General features: G+C 67.2%; 13 protein-coding genes. All 13 read left to right on the top strand.

The genetic code is table 11. The features are described 5' to 3' along the window. Positions 1 to 26: 26 nt before the first annotated feature. The 13 genes from rplL to rpoB all read left to right on the top strand — a co-directional run bounded on the left by rplL (position 27) and on the right by rpoB (position 15,627). Positions 27 to 416 carry a 50S ribosomal protein L7/L12 gene (rplL, locus tag ACGFI6_RS19675; protein WP_393120401.1) on the top strand — a complete coding sequence of 130 codons (390 nt, stop codon included), beginning with the start codon at positions 27 to 29 and terminating at the stop codon, positions 414 to 416. Positions 417 to 615: 199 nt separating this feature from the next. Beyond that, positions 616 to 1,563, top strand: coding sequence for an ABC transporter ATP-binding protein (locus ACGFI6_RS19670; RefSeq protein WP_393120399.1), 948 nt, complete (start codon positions 616 to 618; stop codon positions 1,561 to 1,563). 115 nt (positions 1,564 to 1,678) lie between these two features. After that, positions 1,679 to 2,452 carry an MlaE family ABC transporter permease gene (locus ACGFI6_RS19665; protein WP_393120397.1) on the top strand — a complete coding sequence of 258 codons (774 nt, stop codon included), beginning with the start codon at positions 1,679 to 1,681 and terminating at the stop codon, positions 2,450 to 2,452. 1 nt (position 2,453) lies between these two features. Beyond that, the gene (locus ACGFI6_RS19660; protein ID WP_393120395.1) at positions 2,454 to 3,284 is read left to right on the top strand and encodes an MlaE family ABC transporter permease; all 831 of its coding nucleotides are present in this window, start codon (positions 2,454 to 2,456) and stop codon (positions 3,282 to 3,284) included. Then, complete coding sequence (locus tag ACGFI6_RS19655; RefSeq protein ID WP_393120394.1) at positions 3,281 to 4,609, top strand: MCE family protein; 1,329 nt, start codon at positions 3,281 to 3,283, stop codon at positions 4,607 to 4,609. Before ACGFI6_RS19660 ends, ACGFI6_RS19655 begins: the two co-directional genes overlap by 4 nt. A gap of 160 nt (positions 4,610 to 4,769) precedes the next feature. Further along, positions 4,770 to 5,801, top strand: coding sequence for an MCE family protein (locus tag ACGFI6_RS19650; protein ID WP_393120392.1), 1,032 nt, complete (start codon positions 4,770 to 4,772; stop codon positions 5,799 to 5,801). A 160-nt stretch (positions 5,802 to 5,961) separates the two neighbouring features. Next, positions 5,962 to 6,975: an MCE family protein gene (locus ACGFI6_RS19645; RefSeq protein ID WP_393120390.1), complete on the top strand. Its 1,014-nt coding sequence runs from the start codon at positions 5,962 to 5,964 to the stop codon at positions 6,973 to 6,975. Then, positions 6,975 to 8,162: an MCE family protein gene (locus ACGFI6_RS19640; RefSeq protein ID WP_393120388.1), complete on the top strand. Its 1,188-nt coding sequence runs from the start codon at positions 6,975 to 6,977 to the stop codon at positions 8,160 to 8,162. The genes ACGFI6_RS19645 and ACGFI6_RS19640 overlap by 1 nt, the downstream gene beginning before the upstream one ends. Then, on the top strand, positions 8,159 to 9,388 hold the full coding sequence (locus tag ACGFI6_RS19635) for an MCE family protein (RefSeq protein ID WP_393120386.1): 1,230 nt from the start codon (positions 8,159 to 8,161) through the stop codon (positions 9,386 to 9,388). The genes ACGFI6_RS19640 and ACGFI6_RS19635 overlap by 4 nt, the downstream gene beginning before the upstream one ends. Then, on the top strand, positions 9,385 to 10,671 hold the full coding sequence (locus ACGFI6_RS19630; RefSeq protein WP_393120384.1) for an MCE family protein: 1,287 nt from the start codon (positions 9,385 to 9,387) through the stop codon (positions 10,669 to 10,671). Before ACGFI6_RS19635 ends, ACGFI6_RS19630 begins: the two co-directional genes overlap by 4 nt. After that, the gene (locus ACGFI6_RS19625) at positions 10,668 to 11,162 is read left to right on the top strand and encodes a hypothetical protein (RefSeq protein ID WP_393120382.1); all 495 of its coding nucleotides are present in this window, start codon (positions 10,668 to 10,670) and stop codon (positions 11,160 to 11,162) included. The genes ACGFI6_RS19630 and ACGFI6_RS19625 overlap by 4 nt, the downstream gene beginning before the upstream one ends. Continuing rightward, entirely contained in the window at positions 11,162 to 11,881 is a 720-nt protein-coding gene (locus tag ACGFI6_RS19620) for a hypothetical protein (RefSeq protein WP_393120380.1), read from the top strand. The genes ACGFI6_RS19625 and ACGFI6_RS19620 overlap by 1 nt, the downstream gene beginning before the upstream one ends. A 263-nt stretch (positions 11,882 to 12,144) precedes the next feature. Next, complete coding sequence (gene rpoB, locus ACGFI6_RS19615; protein ID WP_393120378.1) at positions 12,145 to 15,627, top strand: DNA-directed RNA polymerase subunit beta; 3,483 nt, start codon at positions 12,145 to 12,147, stop codon at positions 15,625 to 15,627. Positions 15,628 to 15,647 lie beyond the last annotated feature (20 nt).

Raw genomic sequence — 15,647 nt, 5'->3', positions numbered from 1 at the left:
ACCATTTGTCAGGAAGGACCGCCATCATGGCGAAGCTCAGCACCGAAGAGCTCCTCGGCCAGTTCAAGGAACTGACCCTGCTGGAGCTGTCGGAGTTCGTTAAGGCCTTCGAGGAGGAGTTCGGCGTCACCGCCGCCGCCCCGGTCGCCGTTGCCGCCGCCGCAGGCGCGCCGGGTGCCCCGGCCGCCGAGGAAGCCGCCGAGCAGGACGAGTTCGACGTCGTCCTCGAGTCGGCCGGCGACAAGAAGATCCAGGTCATCAAGGAGGTGCGCGGTCTCACGAGCCTCGGCCTGAAGGAGGCCAAGGACCTCGTGGAGTCGGCCCCGAAGCCGGTTCTGGAGAAGGTCGACAAGGCCGCCGCGGAGAAGGCCAAGGAGGCCCTCGAGGGCGCCGGCGCCACCGTCTCCCTGAAGTGACCTCCGCTACGTTCCGTTTCGGGACGTAACGAATGTGTAGAGAAGGGCGGTCCCTGCCAGGGGGCCGCTCTTCTTGCATTTGGCGATGGTTACTATCGCAATCGCTTGACTTCCAGGGGTTACGCAAAACCGTACTCGTGCGTAACCTAGGCCACTGCCCCGTTGACGGGGACGAGCAGACATCCCGTGAGGAGGGCCGGTGGGCGTAGAAGTCCGCGTCGAAGGTCTCACCAAGTCCTTCGGCAGCCAGCTGATCTGGGGCGATGTGTCCCTGACGCTGCCGGCCGGTGAGATCTGCGTGATGCTCGGCCCTTCCGGTACCGGTAAGTCCGTGTTCCTGAAGACGCTGATCGGCCTGCTGAAGCCCGACAAGGGCCACGTGTTCATCGAGGGCACCGACATCGCGACCTGCAGCGAGCGCGAGCTGTACGAGGTCCGCCGGCTGTTCGGCGTGCTGTTCCAGGACGGCGCCATGTTCGGCTCGATGAACCTGTACGACAACGTCGCGTTCCCGCTCCGCGAGCACACCAAGAAGTCCGAGTCCGACATCCGCTCCATCGTGATGGAGAAGATGGAGATGGTCGGCCTGGTCGGCGCGGAGAAGAAGCTTCCGGGCGAGATCTCCGGCGGGATGCGCAAGCGCGCCGGCCTCGCCCGTGCGCTGGTCCTGGATCCGCAGATCCTGCTCGTCGACGAGCCCGACTCAGGTCTGGATCCGGTCCGTACGTCGTTCCTGAACCAGGTGATGATCGACCTCAACGAGGCGTTCAGCCCGACGTTCCTGATCGTGACGCACGACGTGAACACCGCGCGGACCGTGCCGGACAACATCGGCATGCTTTATCACCGGCACCTGGCCATGTTCGGCCCGCGGGAGATGCTGCTGTCCAGCGAGGAGCCGGTCGTCCGGCAGTTCCTGAACGCGCAGATGGTCGGCCCGATCGGCATGTCCGAGGAGAAGGACGCCGACGAGCTCGCCGCCGAGGCCGGCCAGGAGCTCCCGCCGCTGCCGCCGATCCCGATCCAGCAGCTGCCCAGCAGCGGCATGCTCCGCCCGACCCAGCGCCCGCCCGGCGAGTGGTGCCGCGAGAACGGCATCACGCCGCCACCCGGCTCGTTCGCGACTGCAACGGTGGGGGCGCGGTGACCGTATTGGATGCCGCGCTGCCGCGCGGCGGGTCACGGGGCTTCAACTCCCAGTCTTCCCTCGTCGCTCCAGTCGCTTCGCTCCCTGCGCTCCTCAGTCCAGACTGGGAGGCCCCGTGACCGTTAGCGCGACCGCTCCGCTGAAGCACGCGGGGTCGTTGTTCGCCTTTGCGCTCGACACCGGCCGGGCGATGTTCCGGCGGCCGTTCCAGCTGAAGGAGTTCCTGCAGCAGGCCTGGTTCGTCGCGAGCGTGACGATCGTCCCGACCGCGCTGGTCGCGATCCCGTTCGGCGCGGTGATCGCGCTGCAGGTCGGCGGCCTGATCAAGCAGTTCGGCGCGCAGGCGTTCACCGGCTCGGCCGCGGTCCTCGCCGTGGTCCGGGAGGCGTCGCCGATCGCGACCGCGCTGCTGATCGCGGGCGCGGGTGGGTCGGCGATCTGCGCGGACCTCGGCTCGCGGAAGATCCGCGAGGAGCTGGACGCGATGATGGTGCTCGGCATCGACCCGATCCAGCGCCTGGTCGTACCGCGGGTGCTGGCGACGATGCTGGTGGCGTTCTTCCTGAACGGGTTCGTCAGCGTGGTCGGCGTGATGGGCGGCTACATCTTCAACGTGGTCCTCCAGGACGGTACGCCGGGCAGCTACATCGCGAGCTTCACGGCGCTGGCGCATCTCCCGGACCTGTGGCAGGGGCAGGCGAAGGCCCTGGTGTTCGGGGCGATCGCTGCGATCGTCGCGGCGTACAAGGGTGTCAACGCGGGCGGCGGTCCGAAGGGCGTCGGCGACGCGGTGAACCAGTCCGTCGTGATCACGTTCATGCTGCTGTTCGTCGCGAACTTCTCGATGACCGCGATCTACTTCCAGCTCGTTCCGCCGAAGGGGGCCTGACATGTCGGCCCTGATGGACACCCTGGTCAAGAAGCCGCTGAACTCGCTCGACCATCTCGGCGAGCAGCTGGCGTTCTACATCAAGGCGCTGGCCTGGTCCGGCAAGTCCGTCACCCGGTACCGCAAGGAGATCTTCCGGCTGCTCGCCGAGGTCACGCTCGGCACCGGCGCGCTGGCGGTGATCGGCGGCACCGTCGGCGTGATCACGTTCCTGGCCTTCTTCACCGGGACCGAGGTCGGTCTGCAGGGCTACTCGGCGCTGAACCAGATCGGTACGTCGGCGTTCGCCGGCTTCGTGTCGGCCTACATCAACACCCGCGAGATCGGCCCGCTGATCGCCGGCATCGCGCTCGCCGCGACCGTCGGTTGCGGGTTCACCGCGCAGCTCGGCGCGATGCGGATCAGCGAGGAGATCGACGCCCTCGAGGTGATGGCGATCCCGTCGCTGCCGTTCCTGGTCACCACCCGGATCATCGCGGGGCTGATCGCGGTCGTCCCGCTGTACGTCGTCGGTCTGCTCTCGTCGTACTTCGCCACCAGGCTGACCGTCACCACGTTCTACGGGCAGAGCACGGGCACGTACGACCATTACTTCCACCTGTTCCTGCCACCCGGAGACGTGCTCTGGTCGTTCGGCAAGGTGCTGGTGTTCTCGGTGCTGGTGATCCTGGTGCACTGCTACCACGGGTACCACGCCACGGGCGGTCCGGCGGGCGTCGGCGTCGCGGTCGGTCGCGCCGTACGGACGTCCATCGTCGTGATCAACGTCGTCGACCTGCTGCTGTCGATGGCCATCTGGGGTACGACGACCACCGTGAGGTTGGCCGGATGACCAGACTGATCTCGCACAAGGTGCTGGGCGTCGCGTTCATCGGCGTCCTGGTGTTCCTGCTGTGGCTGACGTACGCGTTCTACGCGAAGGTCTTCGTGAAGACCGTGAACGTCGAGCTGAAGACCAGCCACATCGGCCTGCAGCTCAACGAGCACGCGGACGTGAAGCTGCGCGGCATCATCGTCGGCGAGGTCCGCGGCGTCTCCACGGACGGCGACGAGGCGACCGTCGACCTGGCGCTCAAGCCCGACCAGGTCAGCGAGATCTCCGCCGCGGTCAGCGCCCGGATCCTGCCGAAGACGCTGTTCGGCGAGAAGTACGTCGCGCTCGTGCCACCGACCGGTGCGGAAGGTGCGCACATCAAGGCCGGCGATGTGATCAGCCGGGACAAGACCGCGGTCGGCATCGAGATCGAGAAGGTGCTGAACGACGCGCTGCCGCTGCTCCAGGCGGTCGACCCGGCCGACCTGAACGCCACGCTGAACACGCTCGCCACCGCGCTCGAGGGCCGCGGGACCGAGATCGCCGGCACGCTCACCCAGCTGGACGCGTACCTGAAGAAGCTGAACCCGAGCGTCCCGAAGCTGATGGACGCGCTCGCCAAGCTCACCCAGGTCTCGGACCTGTACGGGGACGCGACGCCCGACCTGGTCCGCGCGCTGCACAACCTGACCATCACCGGCAACACCGTCGTCGAGAAGCAGCAACAGCTGCAGGCGTTCTTCGCGAACGTCCAGACGCTGTCGACCACCGGCGACGCGTTCCTGAAGTCCAACGAGGACCGGGTGATCCGGCTCGGCCAGGTCAGCCGTCCGGTGCTGGACCTGCTGGAGCGGTACTCGCCGGAGATCCCGTGCTTCCTGCAGGTGATGACCGACACCCTCCCGGCGCTGAACGACACCTTCCGCGACGGCCGGCTGAACATCAACCTCGAGCTGATCACCAACCAGCCGACGCCGTACGAGCCGAACGAGCTCCCGGCGTACAAGGACCATCGCGGCCCGACCTGCGTCGGCAAGAACTACAGCCACCCGGGCTCGAAGCCAGGTCCGTACACGCAGCAGAACCCGGCGCCGTACATCACCGGTGACGACGGTGTGATCGGCGACCACAACAAGAACCAGCGCTTCCCGGTGAATCTGCAGCTGAACCGCGCGATGCCTGGCTTCGCGATGGACACCCAGGGCGTCGGTACGCCGGCCGAGCAGCAGGTCGTCGACGCGGTCGTCGCGCCGAAAATGGGCATCCCGGCAACCGACGTACCGGATCTGACCACGCTGCTAGTCGGCCCCCTCCTCCGCGGCGGGCAGGTGAATCTAAGGTGACCCCCCTCGACTGTTCGGCACGCAGCTCCGGCGCCCAGGCGGGCACCTCGCTGCGTTGTCGTCGGCGCACGATGAAACCCGCATCGAGCACCTCCTCCGCCTTGCGATGCACCCACCTGGACACCGGAGCTGCGCACCAACAGCCGAGGGGCGTCACCCAATGAGCTTTCTCGATCGGAAGACCACGTTCGACACGATCCGGCTCGGGATCTTTGTCGTGGTGACCACGATCGCGACCGCGCTGCTGGCGGTGACGATCGGGAACATCAGCTTCAACCCGACCACGAAGTACCGCGCCGTGTTCACCGACGCGGTCGGGCTGAACCAGGGTGACGACATCCGGATCGCGGGCGTGAAGGTCGGCCAGGTCGACAAGATCCAGCTGTACCAGGACAAGCTCGCGATGGTGTCGTTCAGCGTCGACTCCGACCAGGTGCTCGACGCCTCGACACACGCGACGCTGCGCTACCGGAACCTGGTCGGCAACCGGTACGTGGCCCTCACCGACGGCGTCGGCGGCGGCGCGCGGCTGAAGAAGAACGGCGTGATCCCGAAGGAGCGGACCACGCCGGCGCTCGACCTGTCGGTGCTGTTCAACGGCTTCAAGCCGCTGTTCACCGCACTGACGCCTGCGGACGTGAACCAGTTCGCGTTCGAGGTGATCAAGGTGCTGCAGGGCGAGGGCGGCACGATCGAGTCGCTGCTGGCCAAGACCGCGTCGCTGACCACCACGCTGGCCGACGCGGACCAGGTGATCGGTGACCTGATCACGAACCTGACCGGCACGCTGCAGATCGTCTCCCAGCGGCAGCAGAACTTCTCCACCCTGCTGGTGAACCTGCAGCAGTTCATCACCGGCCTGAGTCAGGACATCAACCCGATCCTCAGCTCGCTGACGTCGATCAACTCGCTGAACACCAAGACCGCCGGCCTGCTGAAGCAGACCCGCGTACCGATCAAGTCCGACCTGGACAAGCTCCGCGCGGTCGCGACCACGCTCGACGACACCCAGGCGATCTGGGTGAAGACCCTGCAGTTCATGCCGCAGAAGCTGAACACGATGACCCGCACCGCGTCGTACGGCTCCTGGTTCAACTTCTACCTGTGCAACTTCGACGGCAACGTCACGCTGCCCACCGGCACCCGCATCCCGGTCGCCTACGACCTGAACTCGGCGAGGTGCACAAAGTGACCCCCCTCGACTGTTCGGCACGCAGCTCCGGCGCCCAGGCGGGCGCCTCGCTGCGTTGTCGTCGGCGCACGATGAAACCCGCATCGAGCACCTCCTCCGCCTTGCGATGCACCCACCTGGACACCGGAGCTACGCACCAACAGCCGAGGGGGGTCACTCCGTGAAGCCCTTCCGCGAGCAGAACCAGGTGACGATCGGCGTCATCGGCCTGACGGTGATCGGGCTGATCATGCTGGCCGCGTTCAAGGCGCAGGACCTGCCGCTGATCGGCGGCGGGACGAAGTACTCCGCGCAGTTCTCCGAGGCCGGCGGCCTGAAGGCGAACGACGAGATCCGGGTCGCCGGGGTACGGGTCGGCAAGGTCCGCAAGGTGGAGCTCGAGGGCAGCCACGTCCGGGTCGACTTCGTGGTCGACAAGGGCGTGAAGCTCGGCGACGAGACCGGCGCCGAGATGAAGATCAAGACACTGCTCGGCCAGAAGTACCTGAAGCTGGACCCGAGTGGTTCGGGCGTGCTGAAGCCGGGCTCCGAGATCCCGCTGGCCCGGACGGTTGCCGCGTACGACGTCGTGGACGCCTTCACCGACCTGGCCAACACCACGGAGCGGATCAACACCGCACAGCTCGCGAAGGCGCTGGACACCTTGTCGGCGACGTTCAAGAACACCCCCGAGGAGGTACGGGCTTCGCTGACCGGGCTGTCCCGGCTGTCGCGCAACGTGGCCGCCCGGGACGCGCAGCTCAAGCTGCTGCTGCAGCACTCCAACGTGGTCACCAAGGTCCTTGCCGACCGCAACGCGCAGCTGATCAAGCTGATGAAGGACGGCAACAAGGTCTTCCAGGCCGTCCAGGCGCGGCGTGCGCTGATCCACCAGTTGCTGGTGTCGACGCAGGCGCTGTCCGCGCAGATCACCGCGCTGGTCCGGGAGAACCGCAAGGACCTCGCGCCGACCCTGCAGAAGGTGAACGCGGTGCTCGGCGTACTGCTGCAGAACCAGACCTCACTGGACGCGAGCATCAAGGGCCTGGCGCCGTTCGTCCGCGTCTTCACCAACACGCTCGGCACCGGGCCGTGGTTCGACACGTACCTGCAGAACCTGGCGCCGGTACCGGAGATCCCGTTGCCCAAGGTGCTGCCGCCCGGGCTGCCGCCGATCCTGGGAGGTGGCGGCTGATGCGGATCAACGCAATCTCCCGCTTGATCGCGGCGGCGGTGGTCGTCGTGATCATTGCGGTCAGCGCCGTCACCCTCTGGCCGAAGCCCGAGCGCGTGACCGCGACGGCGTACTTCCCGCGCGCGGTCTCGGTGTACCCGGGGTCGGACGTCCGGATCCTCGGCATCAAGGTCGGCGAGGTGGACAGCATCACGCCGGCCGGCCGCTCCGTACGGGTGAAGTTCTGGTGGGACGCGAAGCACAAGGTGCCTGCGAACGCGAAGGCGGTGATCGCCTCGCCGTCGATCGTCGCGGACCGGTACCTGCAGCTCACGCCGGCGTACACCAAGGGCGATGTGATGGCCGACGGGGCCCAGATCCCGCTCGACCGGACCGCCGTACCGCTGGAGCTCGACCAGATCTACCAGAGCCTCAACGACCTGTCGGTGGCACTCGGTCCGAAGGGCGCCAACGACCAGGGCGCGCTGGCCCGGCTGCTGGACGTCTCGGCGAAGAACCTGAACGGCCAGGGCGCGAAGCTCAACCAGACGATCACCGACGTGTCCAAGCTGACCAGCACCCTGTCGGGGAACTCGTCGGCGCTGTTCAACACGATCCGTCAGCTGCAGACGTTCGTGTCGGCGCTGGCCGCGAACGACGGGCTGGTCAAGCAGTTCAACTCCAACTTCGCGGCGGTCTCGACCACGCTGGCCGGCGAACGCAAGGACCTGGGCTCGGCGCTGTCGCTGCTGGCGACCGCGCTCGGCGAGGTCGCCTCGTTCGTGAAGGACAACCGGACCCTGATCAAGGGCACGGTCTCCCAGGCCACCGCGCTGTCGCAGATCCTGGTGAACGAGAAGACCGCGATCGCCGAGGTCCTCGACACCGCACCGCTCGGTCTGGGCAACCTGGCCCGGATCTACAACCCGCAGTTCGGAACGCTGGACCAGCGGATCAACCCCGGTCAGCTCGACGACCCGGCCACGTTCGTCTGCTCGCTGCTGCTGCAGGCCGGCCAGTCGAAGTCGCTGTGCTCGACCCTGAAGCCGGTGCTCGACGCGCTCGCCAAGCTGCCCCTGATCAAGGGGCTGACCGGCACCGGACCGGTCAGCGGAGGCCCGGCCGGTACGCCCTGGGCGCCCGCGCCGAAGGCCCCGCTGAACCGCCCCGACCCGGTGGACCCGACACTCGGGGGGCTGGTCAAATGAGCAAGCGTGGAGCACTGGTGGCCGGAGTGACGGCGCTCGCGATGCTGCTGACCGGCTGCGACTTCTCCGTCTACTCGCTGCCGCTGCCCGGCGGCGCGAAGATCAAGGGGCCGTCGTACACGGTCACGGTCGAGTTCGCCGACGTACTGGACCTGGTGCCGAAGTCGTCGGTGAAGGTCGACGACGTCACCGTCGGCACGGTGCAGAAGGTCTGGCTGGACGGGTACGTCGCCAAGGTACGGATCAAGCTGCCGAAGAGCCTCGACCTGCCGGACAACACGCACGCCACGATCCGCCAGACCAGCCTGCTCGGTGAGAAGTTCGTGTCGTTGTCGCGGCCGACCGGGGCCGAGCAGCCGCGCGGCAAGCTCGACAACGGCGAGCTGATCCCGCTGTCCCGGACGACCAGCAACGTCGAGGTCGAGGAAGTCCTGTCCGCGCTCTCGCTGCTGCTGAACGGCGGCGGTGTCGCCCAGCTGCAGATCATCACCCAGGAGCTGAACAAGGCTCTGACCGGGAACGAGCCGGCGATCCGCAGCGTACTGACCCAGCTGAACATCTTCGTCGGCACGCTGGACAAGAACAAAGCCCGGATCATCACCGCGATCAAGTCGGTGGACGCGCTGGCCAAGAAGCTGAACGCGCAGAAGGCGACGCTGGCGACCGCGATCGACTCGCTGCCGAAGTCGATCAAGACGCTCGACCAGCAGCGCGCCGCACTGGTCAAGACGCTGCAGGCACTCGCCACGCTGGGCAACACCGCGACCCGGGTGATCACCTCGGCCCAGAAGGACCTGGTCGCGAACCTGCAGTCGCTCTACCCGATCCTGACCAAGCTGGCCGAGGCGGGCGCGAACCTGCCGAAGTCGCTGGAGCTGCTGTTCACCTATCCGTTCCCGGACCAGGCCGCCAAGGCCGCGAAGGGCGACTTCACCAACCTCGGGATCACGCTGGACGTGAACACCCAGAAGGCACTCAAGAGCCTGCTGAACCTGAACCTGCCGACCGTCGGCCCGACCGCGCTCCCGACCGGCCGGATCAGCCTCCCGGTGCACCTGCCGACCCAGCCGGCCAAGAGCGGGGCAGTGCCGCCGCTGCCGGTCCCGACCTCGACCGCGACGAGCTGCATCACGCTGCTCGGGCTGCCGGTCTGCACACCACAGCTGAAGCGCGCCGGGCTCGATCCCGACCTGGCCCGCGCACTGATGCCGGGGGCGGTCGGATGATCACCAGAGCGGTCCGGATCCAGCTGATGGTGTTCCTGCTGATCACCGTCGTCGGCGTCGCGTTCGTCGGCGCCCGGTACGCGCAGGTCGACCGGCTGGTGGTCGACAAGGACTACACGGTCAGCGCCAGCTTCGCGGAGTCCGGCGGCATCTTCTCCGGCGCCGAGGTGACGTACCGCGGCCAGCCGGTCGGCCGGGTCGGTGACCTGAAGCTGCTGCCCGACGGCGTCGACGTGAACCTCGACATCGAGAAGAAGTTCAAGATCCCGAACGACCTGATCGCGGTGGTCGCGGACCGGTCCGCGATCGGCGAGCAGTACGTCGACCTGCAGCCGCGCCGCGACGGCGGGCCGTACCTGCAGGACAACTCCAAGATCGCCCGCAAGGACACCGCGGTCCCGATCGACACCACCGAGCTGCTGCTGAACCTCGACCAGCTGGTGAACTCGGTCGACAAGGAGAGCCTGAAGACCACCGTCCGCGAGCTCGGTGCGGCGCTGAAGGGCAAGGGCACCGACCTGCAGAAGATCATCGACAGCTCCGGCAAGCTGATCGACGACGCGGACGCGAACGTACTGCAGACCATCAAGCTGATCAACGACGGCGACACCGTGCTCGCCACCCAGGTGGCCAGCGGCGACGCGATCAAGACCTGGGCGAAGAACCTGGCGCTGCTGTCCGACACCCTGGTCAGCTCGGACACCAGTCTGCGGACGGTGATCGACCAGGGCTCGCTGGCCTCGACACAGATCACCGGCCTGATCAAGGACAACAGCGCGGACGTCGCGGTGCTGCTCGGCAACCTGCTGACGGTGAGCCAGCTGACCGCGGTCCGGCTGGACGCCGTCGAGCAGTTGATGGTCGTCTACCCGGCGGTGGCGATGGGCGGGTACGTCGTACCGGCGAAGAACGCGGACGGGCACTACGACGCGCACTTCGGACTGGTCGTCGGGCTCAGCCCGCCGGCCTGCCGGCCCGGGTACGGCGGTACCGACAAGCGGGTCCCGCAGGACCTCGGGAACACCAAGGCGAACGTCAAGGCCGGCTGTACGGCGAGCCCGTCGAGCGGGATCAACGTCCGCGGCTCGCAGAACAAGCCGTCCCCGTCGTCGCGGAACCTGAATCGGACCGGGTACGGCATCGGCTACGACCCGGCGACCGGCGAGGCGGGTGGGACGGCCGGCATGCCGGACATCGTGCTCGGCTCGACCGGCGGACAGCAGGAGCTGCTCGGCAGCGACTCCTGGAAGGCACTCATTCTCGGACCGGTGACCGGCAAGTGAAGGTACGGAACAACGGCCGGCTGGTGCTGGCCTGGGCGCTCAGCGTGCTGCTCGTGGTGGCACTCGCCGGGCTGACGCTGTCGGTGGTGGCGCTGCGCAAGCAGCGGGCCGACGACTCGCAGCGCGACGGCGCGATGAAGGCGGCGCGGCAGTTGGCGCTGGACTTCACGACGTACGACTACAAAACGTCGGACGCGGACCTCAAGCGCGTGACCGACGAGTCCACCGGCCAGTTCAAGCAGGAGTTCCAGGACGGGATCGCCGCGGTGAAGACGGCCATCGTGCAGAACAAGGCGACCTCGAAGGGGGACGTGAAGGAGGTCGGTGTGGTGTCCAACGACAAGGACTCCGCCCAGGTGCTGCTGATCGTGGATGCCGTGATCACCAACACCGCCTCGACCACCGGCACCGAGCGCCGGTACCGCTTCAAGCTCGACATGGTCCGCGACAACAACCGCTGGCTGACCGCCGACCTCCAGGCGGTGGGCTGATGCCCGGTCCCAGCGGCAGCCCCCGCAATCGCCCCCGGATCGCCGGCCAGCGCCGGACCGCCAAACCGGAGACCCCGGACGACCGCACCGACATCGAGACCACCGAGTCCGAGGCCGTCGAGACCGAGCCGGTCGCTGAGGAGCGTGTCCAAGACACTGTGACCCCGGCCACAACGGAGGCGTCCAAGGTCGTACCCAAGCCCCCGCCCGAGCCGGTTTCGGCTACGGACAGTAATCGTGGACTGGGTAATCTGCTGACCGCGGCCCTGGCTGTCGTCGTTGTCCTGACACTGACCGTGGCGGCGGTGCTCGGCGTCAAGGCGTGGCACGGCAAGCAGGCCGAGGACGCCCGTGACCAGGCATCGGTGGCCGGCCGGAAGGCGGCCGAGACCGCGCTCAGCTATGACTACCGTGACCTGGACAAAAGCTTCGCCGCGGCACGGGCGACGATGACCCCGGACTTCGCCGCGAAGTTCGACGCGACCGCGAAGGTGGCCGGCGAGCTGGCCACCAAGACCAAGGCCACGGTGAAGGCCGACGTCCGCGAGGTCGCGGTCCGCGACGGCGACGCCGACCGGGTCACGCTGATCATCTTCGTGAACCAGACCACCACCAGCACGATCACGAAGGGTAGTCCCCGGGTGGACCTGAACCGGACCCGGTTCACAATGGTCCGAAACGGCGGCCGATGGCTGGTCCAGGAGATCGCCGGACTGTAATCTCTAGGTGACTCCGCACCAGAGGGGCGCCGGAAGTCTCGTGAGTGATCTGCTCACTGGAGATTCCGGGTCGGTCCTTGACGGAGAGGGTGGTCCGACGGCAAACTGTTGGACCCCATTGGACAGGCTTGCCCGGATCATGTAGCCTATTCCTTTGCGCTGCCTTTTCTCTCGCCCTCGCTCGAGTTCTCGACTTGACTGGGGCGGCTTGGCGTGCGCTCCCAGCACCGATGTGATTTTGCGAGCCCGTGGAAGGACGCCCCTTGGTCGCCTCGCGCAACCCCCAGTCCGACAGCATTTCCAACGTCACCGGCCCCCGCCGCATCTCTTTCGCAAAGATCTCCGAGCCTCTTCAGGTTCCGGATCTGCTTGCGTTGCAGGTGGATAGTTTCGACTGGCTGGTCGGTAACGAAACGTGGCAGGCCCGTGTGGCCGCCGCCGAGGCCGAGGGGCGGTCGGACCTGTCCGGCCCCAGCGGCCTGGAAGAGATCTTCGAAGAGATCTCCCCGATCGAGGACTTCAGCGGCACCATGTCGCTGTCGTTCCGCGACCACCGCTTCGAGCCGCCGAAGAACACGGTCGACGAGTGCAAGGAGCGGGACGTCACGTACTCCGCCCCGCTGTTCGTCACGGCCGAGTTCATGAACAACGAGACTGGCGAGATCAAGAGCCAGACCGTGTTCATGGGCGACTTCCCGCTGATGACCCGCAAGGGCACCTTCGTGATCAACGGCACCGAGCGTGTCGTGGTCTCGCAGCTCGTCCGGTCTCCCGGTGTGTACTTCGAGCGCACGCCGGACAAGACCTCGGACAAGGACATCTTCACCGCCAAGATCATCCCGTCGCGCGGCGCGTGGCTGGAGTTCGAGGTGGACAAGCGCGACATGGTCGGCGTCCGCCTCGACCGCAAGCGCAAGCAGAACGTCACCGTCCTGCTGAAGGCGCTCGGCTGGACCGACGCGCAGATCCTCGAGGAGTTCGGCGACTACGAGTCGATCCGCCTCACCCTGGAGAAGGACCACACCTCCGGGCAGGACGACGCGCTGCTCGACATCTACCGCAAGCTGCGTCCGGGTGAGCCGCCGACCCGCGAGGCCGCGCAGGCGCTGCTGGAGAACTACTACTTCAACGGCAAGCGCTACGACCTGGCCAAGGTCGGTCGCTACAAGATCAACAAGAAGCTCGGCCGTGACGAGGCGCACGACCAGGCGGTGCTGACCGTCGACGACATCGTCGCCACGATCAAGTACCTGGTCGCTCTGCACGAGGGCAAGACCGAGCTGCCGGCCCCGCGCGGCGAGATCGTGGTCGAAGAGGACGACATCGACCACTTCGGCAACCGTCGCCTGCGCACCGTCGGCGAGCTGATCCAGAACCAGCTCCGTACCGGCCTGGCCCGGATGGAGCGGGTGGTCCGCGAGCGGATGACGACTCAGGACGTCGAGGCGATCACGCCGCAGACCCTGATCAACATCCGTCCGGTGGTTGCGGCGCTGAAGGAGTTCTTCGGAACCTCCCAGCTGTCGCAGTTCATGGACCAGACGAACCCGGTCGCGGGTCTGACCCACAAGCGTCGCCTGAACGCGCTCGGCCCGGGTGGTCTGAGCCGTGAGCGGGCCGGCTTCGAGGTCCGCGACGTGCACCCCTCGCACTACGGCCGGATGTGCCCGATCGAGACCCCGGAAGGCCCGAACATCGGCCTGATCGGCTCGCTCGCGTCGTACGGCCGGGTGAACGCGTTCGGCTTCGTCGAGACGCCGTACCGCAAGGTCGTCGAGGGTCAGGTCACCGAGCAGGTGGACTACCTGACCGCCGACGAGGAGGACCGGTTCGTCATCGCGCAGGCGAATGCCGCGCTGAACGACGAGAACCGGTTCGCCGAGGAGCGCGTCCTGGTTCGCCGCCGGCACGGTGAGGTCGAGCTCGTCCCGGTCGACGACGTCGACTACATGGACGTGTCGCCGCGCCAGATGGTGTCGGTCGCGACCGCGCTGATCCCGTTCCTGGAGCACGACGACGCCAACCGCGCGCTGATGGGTTCGAACATGCAGCGCCAGGCGGTGCCGCTGATCACCTCGGACGCCCCGCTGGTCGGTACCGGCATGGAGTTCCGCGGTGCTGTCGACGCCGGCGACGTGGTCGTGTCCGACAAGCCCGGCGTGGTCAAGGAGGTCTCGGCCGACCTGATCGAGATCGCCGCCGACGACGGTACGTACCAGACCTACCGGATGGCGAAGTTCCGCCGCTCGAACCAGGGCACCTGCATCAACCAGCGCCCGCTGGTCGACGCCGGGCAGCGGGTCGAGATCGGGACGCCGCTGGCCGACGGTCCGTGCACCGACGAGGGCGAGATGGCCCTCGGCCGGAACATGCTCGTCGCGTTCATGACGTGGGAGGGCTACAACTACGAGGACGCGATCATCCTCAGCCAGCGCGTCGTGCAGCAGGACCTGCTGACCTCGATCCACATCGAGGAGCACGAGGTCGACGCCCGCGACACCAAGCTGGGCCCGGAGGAGATCACCCGGGACATCCCGAACGTCTCCGACGAGATGCTGTCCGACCTGGACGAGCGCGGCATCATCCGGATCGGCGCGGAGGTCACCACCGGTGACATCCTGGTCGGCAAGGTCACCCCGAAGGGCGAGACCGAGCTGACCCCGGAGGAGCGGCTGCTCCGGGCGATCTTCGGTGAGAAGGCGCGCGAGGTCCGCGACACGTCGCTGAAGGTGCCGCACGGCGAGGAGGGCACCGTCATCGGTGTCCGGGTCTTCGACCGCGACAACGGCGACGAGCTGCCGCCGGGCGTCAACCAGCTGGTCCGCGTCTACGTGGCCCAGAAGCGGAAGATCTCGGTCGGCGACAAGCTGGCCGGCCGGCACGGCAACAAGGGCGTCATCTCCAAGATCCTTCCGGTCGAGGACATGCCGTTCCTCGAGGACGGCACCCACGTCGACGTGATCCTCAACCCGCTGGGCGTGCCCGGCCGGATGAACGTCGGCCAGGTGCTGGAGACCCACCTCGGATGGATCGCCTCCCGCGGCTGGGAGGTCGACCCGGAGAACGAGGAGGACTGGGCGCAGCGGCTGATCAAGATCGGCGCCGGCGCGGCCGAGCCGATGACGAACGTCGCCACCCCGGTCTTCGACGGTGCGACCGAGGACGAGGTCACCGGCCTGCTGTCCTCCACGCTGCCGAACCGGGACGGTGTCCGGATGGTCAACGGGCAGGGCAAGGCGCGCCTGTTCGACGGCCGTTCGGGTGAGCCGTTCCCGGACCCGATCGGTGTCGGCTACATGTACATCCTGAAGCTGCACCACCTGGTCGACGACAAGATCCACGCACGGTCGACCGGTCCGTACTCGATGATCACCCAGCAGCCGCTGGGCGGTAAGGCCCAGTTCGGTGGCCAGCGGTTCGGCGAGATGGAGGTGTGGGCCCTGGAGGCCTACGGTGCCGCCTTCGCGCTGCAGGAACTGCTGACCATCAAGTCCGACGACGTCGTCGGACGGGTCAAGGTGTACGAGGCGATCGTCAAGGGCGAGAACATTCCGGAGCCGGGTATCCCGGAGTCGTTCAAGGTTCTGGTCAAGGAAATGCAGTCCCTCTGCCTCAATGTCGAGGTGCTCTCGTCCGACGGAAGCCGGGTCGAGATGCGCGACAGCGAGGAGGACGTCTTCCGGGCGGCAGAGGAACTGGGAATCGACCTGTCCCGGCGCGAGCCGAACAGTGTCGAGGAGGTCTGAGCGGGTTGCCGCTTGACATC

The sequence above is a fragment of the Kribbella sp. NPDC048928 genome, assembly GCF_043197975.1.
GTDB lineage: Bacteria > Actinomycetota > Actinomycetes > Propionibacteriales > Kribbellaceae > Kribbella.
The sequence above is the reverse complement of the archived record's forward strand: the minus strand, read 5'-3'. Positions and strand labels throughout refer to the sequence as shown.